We start from the raw sequence: 16756 nt of genomic DNA, 5'->3' as shown, positions 1-16756 counted from the left end.
CAGATGACTAGAACACCTGGAGGCTGATCCAGTACCCCACCGCCGCCATGAACGCGCTGGCGGGAATCGTGAAGATCCAGGCCCACACGATGTTCCCCGCCACCCCCCAGCGCACCGCGCTGGCGCGCTGGGTGGCGCCGACACCGACGATGGCGCCGGTGATGGTGTGGGTGGTGGACACCGGGATGCCCGCCATCGTGGCCAGGAACAGCGTCATGGCACCGCCGGTCTCGGCGCAGAAGCCCCCGACCGGCTTGAGCTTGGTGATCTTCTGGCCCATGGTCTTGACGATGCGCCAGCCGCCGAACATGGTGCCCAGGCCGATCGCCGCATAGCAGCTGACGATCACCCACAGCGGCGGCGCCGCGGCGCCGCTGGACACGTAGCCGGTGGCGATCAGCAGCAGCCAGATGATGCCGATCGTCTTCTGCGCGTCATTGCCGCCGTGGCCCAGGCTGTAGGCGCCGGCCGAGACCAGCTGCAGCCGGCGGAACCAGCGGTCGATCTTCGAGGGCCGCGTGTGCCGGAACAGGTTCGCCACGCCCACCATCATCAGCGAGCCGAACAGGAAGCCCAGCAGCGGCGAGACGAAGATGAACAGCACCGTCTTGAGGATGCCGCTGGCGATCAGCGCGCCGGCACCGGTCTTGGCGATCACCGCGCCCACGATGCCGCCGATCAGCGCGTGCGAGCTGCTGCTGGGGATGCCGTAGTACCAGGTGATGACGTTCCAGATGATCGCGCCCAGCAAGGCGCCGAACACCACGTGGGTGTCGACCACGCCCGGCTCCACGATCCCCTTGCCGACCGTCGCCGCCACGCTCAGGTGGAAGACGAAGATCGCGACGAAGTTGAAGAAGGCCGCGAACAGCACCGCCTGGGTGGGCCGCAGCACGCCGGTGGACACCACGGTGGCGATCGAGTTCGCCGCGTCGTGGAAGCCGTTCATGAAGTCGAACACCAGCGCCAGCGCGACCAGCATGATCACCACCCACAGGGCGGCCTGCATCGTTTCCATGCGCAGAAGGCTCCGGGTTCAGGAGTTCTCGAGGACGATGCCCTCGATCACGTTGGCCACGTCTTCGCACTTGTCGGTGATGGTCTCCAGCAGCTCGTAGATGGCCTTGAGCTTGAGCACCTCGCGCACGTCGGGCTCGTCGCGGAACAGCCGGGTCATCGCCGCGCGCATCACCCGGTCGGCGTCGGACTCGAGCCGGTCGATCTCCTCGCAGGTCTTGAGCGCGGCCTCGGCCGTGGCCGGGTCGGCCAGGCTGCCGATCATCGACACCGCCTCGCGCAGGCGCTCGACGCACTTGACCGACAGGTCGGTCAGGCGGGTGATCTCCTCGTTGACGCGGCGCAGGTCGTACAGCGCCATGGTCTCGGCCGAGTCCTGGATCAGGTCGGCGACGTCGTCCATGGTGTTGATCAGCCGGTGGATCTGGTCGCGGTCGATCGGCGTGATGAAGGTCTTGTGGATGAGGCGGTTGACCTCGTGCGTCACCCGGTCGGCCGCCCGCTCGGCGTTGTCCACGTCCCGCGCGTGCCTGTCGCGCTGGTCCACGTCGTCGTAGTTGGCCACCAGCCGGGAGAAGGCATGGGCCGCCTCGACCACCCGGCCCGCGTGCTGGTTGAACATCTCGTAGAAGTTGCCCTCGCGGGGCAGGAGCTTGCCGAACAGCATCGCTGGCTTTCGTTTGACGCTTTTGTGACGGCCGAGTGTACTTCCGTCCCTCCCGGGCCCCGCGAGCGGCTCAGCTGCTGCGGAACATGAAGTACACCGCGCCGACCATGCACAGGGCGGCCCACAGGTAGTCGAGCTTGAGCGGCTCGCGCAGGTACAGCGCGGCGAACGGCACGAACACCGACAGGGTGACCACCTCCTGCAGGATCTTCAGCTGCGCCACCGAGAAGCCGGCCTCCCGGTAGCCGATGCGGTTGGCCGGCACCTGCAGCAGGTATTCGGCCAACGCGATGCCCCAGCTCGCCAGCGCCGCCACATACCACGGGCTGGCGGCCAGGTTCCTCAGATGGCCGTACCAGGCCATCGTCATGAAGACGTTGGAAGCGACCAGCAGCACAATCGCCTGGATCGGAAACGGGATGGCAGCCAGCGCGTTCATCGACAAATTATCCGGCGGCGTCGATGAGCTGCCGCTTCGAATCGTCCACGCCGACGCGCACCTGGTCGTCGCCGACAAGCCGGCCGGCCTGTTGTGCGTGCCGGGCCGCGGCGAAGGCAAGCAGGACTGCCTGTCGGCGCGCGTGCAGGCGGCCTACCCCGACGCCTTGATCGTCCACCGGCTGGACATGGCGACCTCGGGCCTGTGCGTGTTCGCGCGCGGGGCCGACATGCAGCGCCGCCTGAGCAGCGCCTTCGCGGGCCGCGAAGTGCACAAGCACTACGAGGCGATCGTCGCCGGCGAGCCGGCCGGCGACGCCGGTGAGGTCGGACTGCCCTTGCTGGCGGACTGGCCCAATCGGCCCCGCCAGAAGGTCGACCACGAGAGCGGCAAGCCCAGCCTCACGCGCTGGCGCAAGCTGGGCCGCGGCCCGCTGCCCGGCACCACCCGGCTGGCGCTGGAGCCGGTCACCGGCCGCTCGCACCAGCTGCGCGTGCACCTGGCCGCCCTCGGCCACCCGATCCTGGGCGATGCCCTGTATGCGCCGCCGGATGCCTTGGCCGCTTCGCCGCGCCTGCTGCTGCATGCGGCCGCCCTGGCACTGGCGCACCCCGCGACAGGGACGCCGCACCGTTGGACCAGCGCCACGCCGTTCTGAGCCGCGCTGCCTTTGCAGACCTTCGGTTGAATTTCATCCCGAGCGGCTCGGCCGGCAATGAACTGACGGCCGGGCGGGGAACTCGCCCTGCGCCCGGCCAGTCGGATGGCCATGCGCCCTCCCCTCCGCGTCGTTCCCGGCCCGGCTCTGCAGCGGCGGACCGTGGCCGCCGCCATGGTCGCCTGGCCGCTGGTCTGGACCGGCGCACGCGCGCGCGCCCAGGCCGGCCGCCGCCCCACCCCCTCGCAGACCGAAGGCCCGTTCTACCCGGTGCGCCTGCCGGCCGATGTCGACAACGACCTGCTGCGCAATGGCCCGCTGCAGTACGCCCAGGGCCAGCCGGCCTGGCTGGACGGCACGGTCACCGACCTGGACGGCAAGCCGCTGGCGGGCGCCACGGTGGAGATCTGGCAATGCGACGAGGCCGGCCACTACCACCACCCGGCTGACGGCGGTCGCGCCGATCCGGCCTTCCAGGGCTTCGGCCGGGTCACGGTGGATGCCGACGGCCGCTACCGCTTCCGCACCATCCGTCCGGCGCCCTACAGCGGGCGCACGCCGCACATCCACGTCAAGGTCAAGGACGGCCGGCACGAGCTGCTGACCACCCAGCTCTACGTGCAGGGCGACCCGCACAACGAACGCGATTTCCTCTGGCGGCGGCTGGACGAGGCGGATCGCCGCGCCGTGACGGTGCCGTTCCGGCCTGGCAGCGACGGCCTGCAGGCGAGCTTCCCCATCGTGGTCGCGACCTGAGCGCCGGCCCCGCTTAGGATGCGGCCCATGACCGCATCGACCCACCTCACCATCCTCACCGGCGCCTCGCGCGGCATGGGCCTGGCCATGGCCGAGCAACTGCTCGACGCCGGCCACGAACTGCTGTGCCTGTCGCGCAAGACCAATGACGCCCTGGCCCAGCGCGCCGAGCGCGCCGGCCGCAAGCTCGAGCAATGGCCGCAGGACCTGTCGCGTGCCGAAGCGGCAGCGGCCCGGCTGGAAACCTGGCTCACCACGCGCGGCCCGCAGGGGCTGGCGAGCATCACCCTGATCAACAACGCCGGCGTGCTGCCGCAGATCGCACCGCTGGGCGAGATCGGCGCGGCCGATCTGGCCCAAGCGCTGCGCGTCGACCTGGAAGCGCCCATGCTGCTGGCCGGCGCCTTCCTGCGCGCCACCGCCGCCTGGGCGTGCGAGCGCAGGCTGCTGAACATCTCCTCCGGGCTGGGCCGGCGCGCCATGGCCTCGCAGGCGCCCTACTGCGCCGCCAAGGCCGGCATGGACCACTTCACCCGCTGCGTCGCGCTGGAGGAAGCGGGCCGGCCGAACGGCGCCAGGGTGTGCTCGCTGGCCCCCGGCGTGATCGATACCGACATGCAGGTGCAGCTGCGCGACGCCGACCCGGCGCGCTTTCCGGACATCGGCAACTTCCAGGGGCTGAAGGACAAGGGCGGGCTCAGCTCGCCGGCCACTGCGGCCGCCCAGGTGCTCGCCTACCTGAACCGGCCGGACTTCGGCAGCAACCCGGTCGCAGACGTGCGCGACTGAGCACCAGCGGCCCGGGCGGCGGCGCCGCTCAGTCGCCCTGGAAACCGCCGGCGCGGCAGGTCAGCACCAGCGTGTCGCGGTGGCCGCCCTCGCCGGTCGGCTGGATCGGCGTGGTCTCGTGGATCACGCGCTCGTCGTCCAGCAGCAGCAGGCTCCAGGGCTGGTCCAGGGTGAAGCGCTGGCCGGCGGTGCCGTGCGCATCGAACACCCTCGTCTCGCCGCCCTTGATGCCCTGGCGCGAGACCAGGAACACGGCCACCAGGTCGACGCCGTCGCGGTGCGCGCCTTCGGGCGTGGGGCGGCCGATGCCGTCGGTGGTGTCGATGCGGAACTGGTGCGCCTCGATGAACCAGGGCTGCGCCCCCTTCAGGGCCGTGGCGGCGGCGCCCACCGCCTGCAGCAGGCGCGACCAGGCCGGCGCGGCCGCCACCTGCGGTTCGACCGGCTCGAACCAGCGCTGCATGCCGCCGTGCAGCGCGTTGTATTCCACCGGCTGCCAGTGGGCGCGGTGCGGCGCCTGCGCGAGCACGCCGCCCTCCAGCACGAAGCAGGAGTGGCGCCGGCGCCGGTAGCGCCCGCCATCCTTGAGGTAGCCGTCGGGCGGCAGCGCGTCCCAGGACGGGTTCAGCGCCAGCAGGTCGGCCTGCTCGCAGCCGGCCAGGTCGCACACCGCCGGCGGCCCGAGCACGGCGTAACCGCGCTCGCGCAGCAGGGGCGCGGCCTGGGCCGCGGAAGAACAGGTGGGTGCGATCAGCATCCCGCGCAGCTTATCGCGGCGCCCGCGCCCTTGCGCCAACTTGGAAATGACCTGGGTCAAGGTTCTCCGCGGCGCGCAGGCATAGCCTTTCACACCCAAGGAGGAATTTCGAGATGCCGCTACTGCCCTGGTCCGAGGCGTTGAAGCTCGGACTGGACGTGATGGACGCCACCCACCGCGAGTTCATCGACCTGCTCGCGCGCTGCGAGGCCAGCAGCGACGCGGAATTGCCCGCGGCCTGGAACGAGCTGGTCGCACACACCGCCGACCACTTCGGCCGCGAGGACGACTGGATGGAAGCCACCGGCTTCGCCGCCGTCAACTGCCACAGCGGCCAGCACCGCATGGTGCTGCAGGTGCTGCAGGACGGCGTGCGCATGGCCGCCGAGGGGAAGCTGGAGCCGGTGCGCCAGATGATCCGCGAGCTGGCCGTCTGGTTTCCCCAGCACTCCAGCACCATGGACGCCGCCCTGGCGCAGCACCTGCGCAGCGTGGGCTATGACGACGCGACCGGCACCGTGGCACGGCCGGAAGCGCTTCCGGCGGAGCCGATCACGCACTGCGGCACCAGCGAGTGCAGTTGACGGACAGGGCGCGGGCCCCTTTCACCAGCGAGCTTCCTGCCGGCCGCGCGGTCCGCGGCGTCGCAGCAAGCTGATCAATCCCCTGCGCAGAGACGCGGGCAGCCATGCCAGGCGCGGCGGCGCCCTCAGGCCGGCTGCGCGTGTCCTGGCCAACACCGAGGACCGGTCGTAAGGCACCCGGCGAAAGCGCACGCTGGCGGCTTGCGAGTCGAACAGCAGGAAGCTCGCCTGCTGATCGTCGCCGCGAGGCTCGCCGACTGAGCCTGGGTTGACGAGGTAGAGCGCGTCGGGTCGCAACGCGATCGTTTCGCCCTCGAGGAAGCGGATGGCGCCGCCGTAGCGCTCCCACACGCCAGCCCGATGGGTGTGGCCGAAGGCGCACACCCGCGCTCCCGAAGGATGCGCAGCCAGAGCGTCAAAGCTGAGGGCCCGCTTGCCGTCATCGTCGAGCCGAACCAGTTCGCAGCCGATATCCGGATGAAGCGCACCATGCACCGCCACCAGCACACCGTCGATCGCCAGCTTGAGCGGCAGGGCCGCCAGGAAGGCGCGCGTGGCCTCCTCCAGCCGCGGCTGGGTCCAGGCGACGGCACGCCGGGCCTGGTCGCTGAAGCCATCGGTGCCGATCGCGCCGATCACGGCGCGATCATGGTTGCCCGCAACGCACAACGCCCCGGCCTCCCGCAGCATGCGGACGCAACGGCCGGGCTCGGTGTTGTAGCCGGCCACGTCGCCCAGGCAGACGAGGCGGTCCACCTTCTCTTGCGCGATGGCGTCGATCACGGCGGCCAGCGCCGGCGCGTTGGCATGGATGTCGGAAACGACGGCGATCTTCATGGATCCTCACGCGGTCCGTGGGGACCTGCCGATCAGGGGCAGCACGCGGAGCAGCCGGGCCAGCTTGGGCTTCAGGAAAGGCATGGGATCGTCCCAGGCGATGGGCTTGGCCTCGCATCGCGCGACCCAGGCCACCCATGAGAGCGTCGATATCCCCGCCTCGCGCGCCGCGAGCCGGTCCTTGTCGATGCGGCACCAGCAGGGGCCGGGCCGCGCGACGGCCGGACGTGGCCGAGCACGCCCGGTCAGGTCGGCATACACCAGGGCCGGCAGGTTGACGCCGGCCACGGCGCCGAGATGGTGCCAGAGGTTGAAGCGCGGGTTGATCTCCAGCAGAAGCAGGCTGCCGTCGGAGGCGCGCTTGAAATCGAACTTGGCCACTCCGCGCAACCCGATGCGGGCCGCCACGTCGCGGCCCAGGGACACCACGTCGGCCGCCTCGCCCCGGCTGTCGGTCACGGTCAGTGCGGTGCTGTAGCCGTAGTCGGCGGGATAGGTGCGGATCTTTCGCCCGGTGAACTCGCCTGCCACCTGCCCCTGGCCATCCACATACACGTGGTAGCTCTCGATCCGCGTTTCCGGGCCGGGAATCAGTTCCTGCGCCAGCAGATCGATGCCGCTTGGCCACAAGCTCGGCCACAGTACATGCAGATCGGCCGGACGATCGACCCGGATGGCCTTGCCCCCGCTGCGCTCGATCGCCCCCCACGACTCGCGTCGCGTCAGCGGCTTGATGACCAGCGGATACTGCAAGTCGAGTTCCGGCGCTCCCGAGTCCGGCGTCGGATGCAGGCGCCGGGCGCGCGGAACCGGCAGGGCCAATTCCTCAGCCATGGCCTGGAAGCGGGCCTTGTCGACCAGCTGCTCGATGAACCCGGCATCCGGCAGCGCAAAGCGGAAGGCCGCAGCCAGTCGATCACGGTGGCGCGACACCATCAGCAGATGGGCGTCTTCCTCGAAGTACAGCACGGGCTGCTGCGCCTGTCCCATGCCGAACCGCTCCAGCGTCTCGATCAGTTCCTCTTCGCTACCGTGTTCGGCATTGAAGGGCAAGATCCGCTCGGTGTAACGCGAATGAGCCAGCCAGCTTCTCTCCGAGGCGACCACGGCGCAGCGGATGCCTGCCAGCCCGAGCGGCCTGACCAGATCCATATCGCCCAGGACACAGGCCAGCGGCCCGGTTTTTCGACTTGGAAACGCGGTGGCTCGTTTCATTGGCGATGCGTTTCCAATCCGACCAATTTAGAGAGCCGCTGCCGCCTTGCCCTGTAGGCAGGCACGCTGACGCCCTGTAGGTTCGGGCTGTCGTTGAAAGATCCATCCCAAGGCTTTCCTCCACCAAAAGATTCCCCCGCCCGTGATCGACGCGCTGGTAGCGGTCGTGACGCGGGGCGTTTCATCGCTCGCACGAGGAAGGCTGACTTCGGCCACGCGGCGCTGTGCACTCGGGCGCGCTCAGGGCGACAGCCAGGCAGGCACCGGCAGTGACTTCCCCCGCAGGAAAGCCAGGTTGTACAGCTTCGACTGGTAGCGCGTTCCCGAATCGGCCAGGATGGTCACGACGGTGTGACCCGGTCCAAGATCGCGCGCCAGGCGGATGGCGCCGGCCACGTTGATACCGCTGGAGCCGCCCAGGCAGAGTCCCTCCTCCTTGAGCAGGTCGAACAGCAGCGGCAGGGCCTCGGCGTCGCCGATCTGGTAGGCGTCGTCGATCGGCGCGCCTTCCAGATTGCGGGTGATCCGGTTCTGGCCGATGCCCTCGGTGATGGAACTGCCCTCGCTGCGCAGCTCGCCGTGCTTGACCCAGTGGTAGATCCCCGCGCCCATCGGGTCGGCCGCGGCGATGCGCACGCCGGCGTGCCGCGCCTTCAGGTACAGCCCGACCCCGGCCAGGGTCCCGCCGGTGCCCACCGAACAGACGAAGCCATCGACCCGGCCGTCGGTCTGCCGCCAGATCTCCGGGCCGGTGGAGCGGACGTGGCCTTCACGGTTGGCCAGGTTGTCCCACTGGTTGGCGTACAGCACGCCGTTGGGTTCGCTGCGGGCCAGTTCCCCGGCCAGGCGTTCGGCCACGTGCACGTAGTTGTCGGGGCTGCTGTAGGGCGCGGCGGGCACCTCGCGCAGCTCGGCCCCGCACAGGCGCAGGGCGTCCTTCTTCTCCTGGCTCTGCGTCTGCGGGATGACCACGACCGTGCGGTAGCCGCGCGCGTTGCCGACCAGTGCCAGGCCGATGCCGGTGTTGCCGGCCGTCCCTTCGACGATGACGCCACCGGGCCTCAAGGCGCCACGCGCCTCGGCGTCCCGCACGATGTAGAGCGCGGCGCGGTCCTTGACCGAGCCCCCCGGGTTCATGAATTCGGCCTTGCCCAGGACGGTGCAGCCGGTCGCTTTGGAGGCCTTGCGCAGCTTGATCAGCGGGGTGTTGCCCACTGCCTCGGTGAAGCCATCACGCACGTCCATGGCCAGTCAGGATAGCCCCCGCTTCACCGGCGCGCGATAAGACTACTGGCGAGTCGAGCATCCGCGCACCGGAGGGCCCGGGCGATCAGCCCGGCGCATCGAGCAGCGCCCGCAAGCGCTGCCAGTGCGCGCCTTCCCAGTACACCTGCCCGCAGGCGTCGCAGGCGCTGAAGCGCTCGTAGCGCTCGCGCACGAGCGGCGGCAGCCGGTGCTCGATGCACTCCGTGGCCACGGCGTGCAGCGGGGCATTGCAGCCGGGGCAGAGCGTGCACGGCCGGGCACTGCGCTCCAGGTCCAGCCGCTGGACGATCTCGCGCAACTGCTGCTGCGGCCGCAGCGCGTGCACATAGCAGCCGTGCGTGATGCTCCGGCGCTTGAGCAGGTCGCGGTCGCGCGTCAACACGATGCGACACTGCGTCGCGGCGATGCGCGCGATCTCGTCATCGGCGAAGTCGTTGTCGTACAGCGTGTCGAATCCCATCATCCGCAGCAGGCGGGCCAGGGCGCCAAGGTGGGTGTCAGCCACGAACCGCGTCTCGCGCAGCGGCCGTTTGCGCACGCGCAGCAGCGGCGTGATGTCGAACGTCTCGAACCGGGGGTAGACGGCCACACGGTCGCCTTCCCTCAGCAGCGCGTCGAAACCAGCCGACGCGCCGTTGAGCAGGATCAGCTCGACCTCGGTGTGCGGCACGCCGAGCGCCTCGATCATGTGCTTGGCGGTGGCCGCGCGGGCGCAAGGGACGCTGAACTCGCGCCGCTGGCGTCCGGGCTCGAGGAAGTCGTTCAGTTCCTCGTAGAAGCGGAAAGTCGCCGTGACCATGCGCGGAATCCGGGTTCGGCGCCGGCCACCTGCCGCCGCGGCGCCCTGCGTCGCCAGCGCGCCGCCGCGGTCGGCGTCCGGCCAAGCATGCTGCGCCGAATGTGAACCTCGCGCCTCGAAAGATCAACCGCAGCCGAGCCCGATGGAGCCCCTGCGGCGAGCGGTACGGGTACATTCCCGAGCCTCGATCGGAGGTAGCAAAAAAGTCATGGTGACGTTCGCGACGGTTGACTTCCGGCCCGCAGGCCGCCCGCCCGCCGGGTTGTCCACATCGAAGGCAGCCGCATGAAACAGGCCTTGGGCTTCAAGCCGGTGCCGATGGCGATCGCCGTCGCGATCGGACTCCTGATCTGGTTCGTCGTGCCGGTTCCCGCCGGGGTGACCGCCAATGCCTGGCACCTGCTGGCCCTGTTCGTCGCCACCATCACGGCGATCATCGGCAAGGCCATGCCCATCGGCGCCCTGTCGATCCTGGCGATTGCGCTGGTGGCGCTGACCGGGGTGACCTCCGACAGGCCGGCGACGGCGATCGCCGATGCACTGAGCAGCTTCTCCAGCCCGCTGATCTGGCTGATCGGCGTGGCCATCATGATTTCGCGTGCCCTGCTCAAGACAGGCCTGGGCGCGCGCATCGGCTACGTCTTCATCAGCCTGTTCGGCAAGCGCACGCTGGGCGTCGGCTATGCGCTCGCGGCGGCGGAGTTGACGCTCGCGCCGGTGACGCCGAGCAATACGGCGCGCGGCGGCGGGATCATCCATCCGATCATGCGGGGTATCGCCGACAGCTTCGACTCGGATCCCGAGAAGGGCACGCAGGGGCGCATCGGCAAGTACCTGGCGCTGGTCAACTACCACGCCAACCCGATCACCTCCGCGATGTTCATCACCGCCACCGCCCCGAACCCGCTGATCGTCGAGCTGGTCGCCAAGGCCTCGGGGTCCCAGGTAAGGCTCAGCTGGGGCACCTGGGCGCTGGCCATGTTGCTGCCCGGGCTGGTGGCGCTGGCGTTGATGCCCCTGGTGATCTACCTGCTCCACCCGCCGGAGATCAGGCGGACGCCGGACGCGGCGGGCTTCGCGCGCGAGAAGCTGCGCGAGCGCGGGCCGGTCAGCCGCGACGAGAAGATCCTCCTGGGCGTCTTCGCGCTGCTGCTGCTGCTCTGGGCCGGCGTGCCGGAGAGGCTGCTCGGCCCTGGCTGGGCGGTGGAAGCCACGACCGCGGCCTTCGTCGGCCTGGGCTTGCTGCTGCTGACCGGCGTGCTCGAGTGGGACGACCTGCTGAAGGAAAAGAGTGCCTGGGATACCGTGGTCTGGTTCTCGGCGCTGGTGATGATGGCCACGTTCCTGAACAAGCTGGGCCTGATCGCCTGGCTGTCGAGTTCACTCGAAGGAGTCATCGAGAGCCTCGGCCTGGACTGGATTGCCGCCTGCTCGCTGCTGATGCTGGCTTACCTGTATGCCCACTACATGTTCGCCAGCACCACCGCCCACATCACCGCGATGTTCGCCGCCTTCTATGGCGCCGGCCTCGCGCTGGGCGCGCCACCGTTCCTGTTCGCGCTGCTGATGGCCGCGGCCTCCAACATCATGATGACGCTGACCCATTACGCGACCGGCACCTCGCCGGTGATCTTCGGCTCGGGTTACACGACGCTGGCCGAATGGTGGAAGACCGGGTTCGTGATGAGCCTGGTGCTGATCGCGGTCTGGGTGCTCGTCGGCGCGACCTGGTGGAAGCTGCTCGGGTACTGGTGAAGGCGGCAGTACCGGAAACCGGGGGCGCGATGCGAGGCCCGTCGAGCCGCCTCCGCAGGATGGCGGCTTCAGCGCATCAGGGCGACCGGCACCTCACTGACCTGCGCCGTCCTGAGCGCGACCGAGCCCAGCAGGAGGTGATGCATCGCACCCGCGCCGCGGGTCCCCATGGCGATCAGGTCGGCCGTCTGCCGCCTGGCAAACGCGGCGATCTCCACGTCGGCGGCGCCGGTCAGGCGGTGCTCGGCATGGGCAATACCCGCTTCTGAAAGGATCTGCGCCGGCAGCCGGAGCGCTGCGTCCGTTTCCAGCCCGCTCCACGCCTGCAGGACGTCATCGTGCGGCGGCAGGATGGCCGCGGCCAGCGGCAGGCCGGCGTGGAAGTGCACCAGGTCGACATGCATCGGGCCCAGGAGGCCGGCACATCCGGCGAGGCGCCGGACCGCATCGACGGACTCCTGCGATCCGTCCACAGGCGCGGTCACGCGGAGCGTCTTGCCCCGCTCCGCCGGAAGCCGCGCGCCGGGGCGAACGATCACCACCGGACAGGGGGCCGCGGGCGCCACACGCAGGGCGACCGAGCCCATGGCATACCCGCCCAGCGGGCCATGCCTGCCGCTGCCCATCACGAGCGCAGCGGCGCCGCCGTCGCGCACCTCCTGGAGGATCGTCTCGGCGGGCGGGCCGATCCGGACCACGGAGGCCACCTCGCGCAGGCCCGACGGCAGCAACGCGCGCGCGTCCTCGAGGTGGCGATTGCCCTGTTCGCGCAGCGCGCCCTCGAGGACCGACTGCTCCACGCCGGGTTGGGCCGACAGCCGCAACGGCGGACGCTGGACGTTGAGCAACGTGATGCGAACGGTTGGGCGCGCCCCGGCATATCCCGCAACCAGCCGGCAGGCGTGCAGTGCGGCTTCGGAGCCATCGATGGCAATCAGCAGGTTCATGAGTCGGGCGTCGCCAGCAAATGATGGATTCGATTCATGCGCGGAGTATGGAGGACGCCATCACCTGCGGGAACCTGCCACGTCAGCCCGCCTCGCGCGCCAGCTTTGCCCGCCGGGCGACTTCCCTGGCGCCCGGCTCGGAGGGCGCGAACGATCCGGGCGGGACGTCACCGGCCGGCACGTAGGTGCTCATCACGACACCCGTGGCCGAGGTTTGCGAAGCGACGAGCCGCATCGCCCCGGCCTTGGCGCCGGCCTCGAACAGCCGCTTGCCGCGCCCGAGCACGACGGGGAAGGTCCAGACGTTGTACTCGTCGATCAGCGCAGCGGCCCGGAGCGTCTGGATCAGGTTGCCGCTGCCGATGATCTGCAGATTCAGACCCACCCGGCTGCCCGGCGCCTGCACGCCGTCGAGCGAGACGAAGGTGGATGCGATGAGCTTTCTCATGGGGTGCTCCGTCGGTTGGGAAGGCGTTCGAGGCGGACGATGGCCGCTTCGTTTCGACGACGAGCGGGGGCCACGTGAGGGCAGGGTCCGCAGGCACTCCCGAGCTTGCCGGGATTTTCTGCCCGGACCTCAGCGCGGCCGAAGCACAATGACGGTCCGCACGCCATGTCCTTCCTCGAGCACAAGATCCCCCCGCCCGTGATCGGCGCGCTCACGGCCGCCGCGATGTGGGGTGCGGCCGGGCTGGGGCCGCAGTTCACCCTGGCTCCGGCGGTCCGGATGACCGCCGTCGCGGTGCTGGTGGTCGCCGCCCTCGCGTTCGACCTGCTGGGCCTGCTGGCCTTCCGCGGCTCGCGCACCACCGTCAACCCGCTGGCGCCCCAGCGCGCATCGGCGCTGGTCACGGGCGGCGTGTACCGGGTCACGCGCAACCCGATGTACCTGGGCATGGCCTTGTTGCTGCTGGCGTGGGGCGTTTACCTGTCCGCGTGGCTGGCCTTCGCGGGCCCCCTCCTCTTCGTGCTCTACATCACGCGCTTCCAGATCCTGCCCGAAGAGCGCGCCCTGCAGGAGAACTTCGGCGAGGCGTTCACGCGCTATGCCGCGCAGGTGCGGCGCTGGCTTTGAAACGGCTTCGCCGGCGCGGGCCTGCCACCGCTGACCTGCAAGGCGCAATAACCTTGCCGCCTGCGGCAGGTCGACCGCCTCAGGCCTCGACCTTCACGCCCTTCCAGAACGCCACCCGCCCGCGCACCATCTCGGCTTCGGGCTTGGGGTCGGGGTAGTACCAGACCGCGTCGGGGTTCAGTTCGCCGTCGACCAGCAGCGAGTAGTAGCTGGCCTGCCCTTTCCAGCCGCAGGTGGTCTTGTGGTTCGAGAAGCTCACGTACTGCCGGTCGAGCGAGCCCTCGGGGAAGTAGTGGTTGCCCTCCACCAGCACCGTGTCGTCGCTCTGCGCGATGACCGCCCCGTTCCAGGTTGCCTTCATTCCCCTCTCCTTCCATCCATGGCCGGCGCCTGCAGCCAGTGCACGCTGAACAGCGCCTGTTCGTCGGTCCACACCGCGCCCGGCCGGAAGCCGGCTTCCTCGGCCAGCGCCTGCAGCCCGGCGACGGTGTACTTGCATGAATTCTCGGTGTGCAGCGCCAATCCCTGCGGGAGGTCGAAGGTCTCGCCCCCCAGTGTCACCTGTTGCCGCCGCCGGCTGACCAGGTGCATCTCGATGCGCTGCAGCGGCGCGTTGTAGAAGGCACTGTGCCAGAAACCGTCGAGGTCGAAGTTGGTGCCCAGCTCGCGGTTGGCGCGGGCCAGCAGGTTGAGGTTGAAGTCCGCCGTCACGCCCTGGGCATCGTTGTACGCGGCGTGCAGCACCGCCGGATCCTTCACCAGGTCCACGCCCAGCAGCAACCCGCCGCCGCGCAGCAGGCGGGCCGCGCCGCGCAGGAACTGCAAGGCCTCCTGCGGCGTGAGGTTGCCGATGGTCGATCCGGGAAAGAAGCCGACGCGCGCCGCCCCGGGCAGCGCCGGCGGCAGCCGCACCGGGCCCAGGTAGTCGCCGGCCAGCGGCACCACCACCAGGCCCGGGTGCTGGCGCACCAGCTCGGCGGCGGCCTGCTGCAGGTGCTGCACCGAGATGTCGATCGGCAGGTAGCGCCGCGGCTGCAGCTCGGGCAGCAGCAGCCGCACCTTGCGGCACGAACCGGCGCCGAACTCCACCAGGTCGCAGCCGGCGCCGACGTGCGCGGCGATCTCCGCCGCATGCCGCTGCAAGATTGCGCGCTCGGTGCGGGTCGGGTAGTACTCGGGCAGTGCGCAGATGCAGTCGAACAGGCGCGAGCCTTCGGCGTCGTAGAAGTACTTGGGCGAGATCGCATGCGGGGGCGCGGCCAGCGCCTGCCGCAGGTCGGGCCCGAAACCGTCTTCCGCTTGCTGTGCCTGAAGGTGCAGCGGCGGCACGGCGGTCAGCGGCGACCTCATGCGGCCACGCTCCTGGCCAGCCGCAGGCCGGAGAACTGCCAGCGGGCCGCCGGCGGGAAGAAGTTGCGATAGGTGCGGCGGGCGTGGCCGTCCGGCGTGAAGGCACTGCTGCCGCGCAGCACCAGCTGGCCGACCATGAACTTGCCGTTGTATTCGCTGGCGGCACCCTCCAGCGGACGAAACCCCGGGTAGGGGTCGTAGGACGAGCGGGTCCACTGCCACACGTGCCCGGTCATCTGCGAGACGCCGGGCGCCTCCCCCATCGCCTCCCACTCGAACTCGGTCGGCAGCCGCGCGCCGGCCCACTCGGCGTAGGCGGCCGCTTCGTAGAAGCTCAGCTGGCTCACCGGGGCGGCGCGGTCGAGGCGCTGCACGCCCGCCGGCCCGAACACCTGCCAGGCATCGCCGGACGCACGCGGGTCGTCCGGCGCCAGCCAGTACGCCGGTGCCCGCCAGCCGAGTGCCTGCACCGAGGCCCAGCCGTCGGACAACCACAGCGCCGCGCGCGAATACCCGCCGTCCTCGATGAAGTCGAGGTACTCGCCGCAGCTCACCAGCCGGTCACCCAGCTCGAACGGCTGCAGCAGCACGCGGTGGCGCGGCGTTTCGTTGTCGAAGGCGAAGCCCGCGCCGGCATGGCCGATCTCGACCACGCCGCCCGCATGCGCCAGCCAGCGCAGCGGCGCCGGCGGCGCAGCCAGCCGCAACGCCGGCGGGCCGGCGGGCAGCCACGCCGGCAGCAGCGGGTTGCAAGACAGCGCATGCAGGATGTCGGTGGCGATCAGCTCCTGGTGCTGCTGCTCGTGCTGCAGGCCCAGTTCGATCAGCGGCGCTGCCGTGCGCCAGCAGTCCTGCGGCGCCGTGGCGATGAAGGCCAGCATCGCTTCATCGACATGCGCGCGGTAGGCATGCACCCGGGGCAGGCCGGGCCGGGTCAGCAGGCCGCGCTGGGGGCGCGGATGGCGCGGCCCGATCGACTCGTAGTACGAATTGAAGAGCCGCGCGAAGGCGGGGTCGAAGGCCCGGTAGCCGGGCTGCATCGGCAGCAGCAGCATCGCCTCGAAGAACCAGCTCGTATGCGCCAGGTGCCACTTGGTGGGGCTGGCATCGGGCATCGACTGGATGCACTGGTCCTCGGCCGAAAGCGGCGCGGCCAGCTCGAGGCTGCGTGCTCGCACCCGCTCGTAGCGCGCCGCGACGGCCACGCGGTCCTGGGAAGCGGAGGCCTTGCTGCGCAAGGGTTCGGTGGAGATGCCGGGCATCGTTTTCCTTCCGGACGGGGCGCAGCCCCGGTGCGGTCCATTACAGCACGCCACCACCGCAGAGCTGGGGTGGCGGCGCAGGCCGGCGCTAGATCCTGGAGATGCGCGCGGCCACGTTCACCGTGGTCCAGTATTCGTGCAGGCGCCGCAGCTTCTGGCCCAGCTCTTCGTCGTCGACGGTCTTGCCGACGATGCTGTTGGCGCCGGCGCGGTACCAGTCGTCATGTTCGGCGCGCAAGCCCTGGTCGAGCAGCGCGATCACCGGCAGCCCGGCGATCGGTGGCTCGGCGCGCACCGCGTCGAGCAGGCGCACGCCCGCTGCCGTGGGCAGGTCGACCAGCAGGAACTGCGGGACGCGGGCGCCGGCGCGATCGGCATGGGTGCCGCGTCCGAGCAGGAAGTCGACGGCCTCCTCCACCCCGCCGACGTTGCCGATGCGGGCCGGCTCGCAGCTGAGCGACAGCGCGCCCACCGTTCGTGCGCGCTCCGCCGCCCCCGACTGCACCACCAGCACCGTGATATCGACCATGCCCGGCATTCTAGGAATGAGCTCGGTTCGGCACGTGCGGCACGCCGATTGCCC

The 16756-nt window shown here is 70.2% G+C and carries 20 protein-coding genes; 6 read left to right on the top strand and 14 right to left on the bottom strand.

Annotation, left to right across the window (positions count from 1 at the left end):
• Positions 1-7 precede the first annotated feature (7 nt).
• From PE066_RS17065 to PE066_RS17055, 3 genes are all read right to left on the bottom strand, one after another.
• Positions 8-1018: an inorganic phosphate transporter gene (locus PE066_RS17065; RefSeq protein WP_271233723.1), complete on the bottom strand. Its 1011-nt coding sequence runs from the start codon at positions 1016-1018 to the stop codon at positions 8-10.
• Positions 1019-1036: 18 nt separating this feature from the next.
• Complete coding sequence (locus PE066_RS17060) at positions 1037-1684, bottom strand: DUF47 domain-containing protein (protein WP_271233722.1); 648 nt, start codon at positions 1682-1684, stop codon at positions 1037-1039.
• Positions 1685-1754: 70 nt separating this feature from the next.
• Positions 1755-2123 (bottom strand): DMT family protein, encoded by a 369-nt coding sequence (locus PE066_RS17055; RefSeq protein ID WP_271233721.1) that lies wholly within the window; start codon positions 2121-2123, stop codon positions 1755-1757.
• On the opposite strand from PE066_RS17055, the gene PE066_RS17050 reads away from it, so the two are divergent.
• The 3 genes from PE066_RS17050 (at position 2104) to PE066_RS17040 (ending at position 4326) form a co-directional block, all read left to right on the top strand.
• On the top strand, positions 2104-2781 hold the full coding sequence (locus PE066_RS17050) for a pseudouridine synthase (protein WP_271233720.1): 678 nt from the start codon (positions 2104-2106) through the stop codon (positions 2779-2781). The two genes, PE066_RS17055 and PE066_RS17050, sit on opposite strands and share 20 nt — an antisense overlap.
• 111 nt (positions 2782-2892) lie before the next feature.
• Entirely contained in the window at positions 2893-3537 is a 645-nt protein-coding gene (locus PE066_RS17045; protein WP_440480541.1) for a dioxygenase family protein, read from the top strand.
• A 27-nt stretch (positions 3538-3564) separates the two neighbouring features.
• Positions 3565-4326, top strand: a complete 762-nt coding sequence (locus PE066_RS17040) for an SDR family NAD(P)-dependent oxidoreductase (RefSeq protein ID WP_271233719.1) — start codon at positions 3565-3567, stop codon at positions 4324-4326.
• 28 nt (positions 4327-4354) lie between these two features.
• On the opposite strand, the gene PE066_RS17035 is transcribed toward PE066_RS17040, so the two are convergent.
• A complete protein-coding gene (locus tag PE066_RS17035; protein WP_440480609.1) occupies positions 4355-5092 on the bottom strand; it encodes a 2OG-Fe dioxygenase family protein in 738 nt (245 codons plus the stop codon).
• A 104-nt stretch (positions 5093-5196) separates the two neighbouring features.
• Between PE066_RS17035 and PE066_RS17030 the strand changes: the two genes are divergently transcribed.
• Positions 5197-5667, top strand: coding sequence for a hemerythrin domain-containing protein (locus tag PE066_RS17030; RefSeq protein WP_271233717.1), 471 nt, complete (start codon positions 5197-5199; stop codon positions 5665-5667).
• A 21-nt stretch (positions 5668-5688) separates the two neighbouring features.
• Here PE066_RS17030 and PE066_RS17025 read toward each other — a convergent pair whose 3' ends face one another.
• The 4 genes from PE066_RS17025 to PE066_RS17010 all read right to left on the bottom strand — a co-directional run bounded on the left by PE066_RS17025 (position 5689) and on the right by PE066_RS17010 (position 9784).
• A complete protein-coding gene (locus PE066_RS17025) occupies positions 5689-6504 on the bottom strand; it encodes a metallophosphoesterase family protein (protein ID WP_271233716.1) in 816 nt (271 codons plus the stop codon).
• 6 nt (positions 6505-6510) lie between these two features.
• Positions 6511-7719 carry a carboxylate--amine ligase gene (locus tag PE066_RS17020; RefSeq protein WP_271233715.1) on the bottom strand — a complete coding sequence of 403 codons (1209 nt, stop codon included), beginning with the start codon at positions 7717-7719 and terminating at the stop codon, positions 6511-6513.
• A gap of 240 nt (positions 7720-7959) precedes the next feature.
• Positions 7960-8964, bottom strand: a complete 1005-nt coding sequence (locus tag PE066_RS17015; protein ID WP_271233714.1) for a cysteine synthase A — start codon at positions 8962-8964, stop codon at positions 7960-7962.
• An 85-nt stretch (positions 8965-9049) separates the two neighbouring features.
• The gene (locus PE066_RS17010) at positions 9050-9784 is read right to left on the bottom strand and encodes a Mut7-C RNAse domain-containing protein (protein ID WP_271233713.1); all 735 of its coding nucleotides are present in this window, start codon (positions 9782-9784) and stop codon (positions 9050-9052) included.
• Between the two features lie 285 nt (positions 9785-10069).
• Here PE066_RS17010 and PE066_RS17005 point away from each other — a divergent pair, with 285 nt between their 5' ends.
• Positions 10070-11539, top strand: a complete 1470-nt coding sequence (locus PE066_RS17005) for a DASS family sodium-coupled anion symporter (RefSeq protein WP_271233712.1) — start codon at positions 10070-10072, stop codon at positions 11537-11539.
• 68 nt (positions 11540-11607) lie between these two features.
• Here the strand turns inward: PE066_RS17005 and PE066_RS17000 are convergent, their stop codons facing one another.
• Complete coding sequence (locus PE066_RS17000) at positions 11608-12486, bottom strand: universal stress protein (protein WP_271233711.1); 879 nt, start codon at positions 12484-12486, stop codon at positions 11608-11610.
• 82 nt (positions 12487-12568) lie between these two features.
• Positions 12569-12934, bottom strand: coding sequence for a dihydrofolate reductase family protein (locus PE066_RS16995; protein ID WP_271233710.1), 366 nt, complete (start codon positions 12932-12934; stop codon positions 12569-12571).
• Positions 12935-13099: 165 nt separating this feature from the next.
• On the opposite strand from PE066_RS16995, the gene PE066_RS16990 reads away from it, so the two are divergent.
• Positions 13100-13561: a methyltransferase family protein gene (locus tag PE066_RS16990; protein ID WP_271233709.1), complete on the top strand. Its 462-nt coding sequence runs from the start codon at positions 13100-13102 to the stop codon at positions 13559-13561.
• A gap of 79 nt (positions 13562-13640) precedes the next feature.
• Here PE066_RS16990 and PE066_RS16985 read toward each other — a convergent pair whose 3' ends face one another.
• The 4 genes from PE066_RS16985 to PE066_RS16970 all read right to left on the bottom strand — a co-directional run bounded on the left by PE066_RS16985 (position 13641) and on the right by PE066_RS16970 (position 16702).
• Positions 13641-13922, bottom strand: a complete 282-nt coding sequence (locus PE066_RS16985; RefSeq protein WP_271233708.1) for a DUF427 domain-containing protein — start codon at positions 13920-13922, stop codon at positions 13641-13643.
• On the bottom strand, positions 13919-14911 hold the full coding sequence (egtD, locus tag PE066_RS16980; protein WP_271233707.1) for an L-histidine N(alpha)-methyltransferase: 993 nt from the start codon (positions 14909-14911) through the stop codon (positions 13919-13921). The genes PE066_RS16985 and egtD overlap by 4 nt, the downstream gene beginning before the upstream one ends.
• Entirely contained in the window at positions 14908-16173 is a 1266-nt protein-coding gene (egtB, locus tag PE066_RS16975) for an ergothioneine biosynthesis protein EgtB (protein ID WP_271233706.1), read from the bottom strand. The genes egtD and egtB overlap by 4 nt, the downstream gene beginning before the upstream one ends.
• Before the next feature lie 88 nt (positions 16174-16261).
• Positions 16262-16702: a hypothetical protein gene (locus tag PE066_RS16970; protein ID WP_271233705.1), complete on the bottom strand. Its 441-nt coding sequence runs from the start codon at positions 16700-16702 to the stop codon at positions 16262-16264.
• Positions 16703-16756 lie beyond the last annotated feature (54 nt).

This window comes from Ramlibacter tataouinensis, assembly GCF_027941915.1.
Classification (GTDB): Bacteria; Pseudomonadota; Gammaproteobacteria; order Burkholderiales; family Burkholderiaceae_C; genus Ramlibacter; species Ramlibacter tataouinensis_C.
Note: the sequence above shows the minus strand (reverse complement) of the source record. Positions and strands in the feature narration are given on the sequence as shown.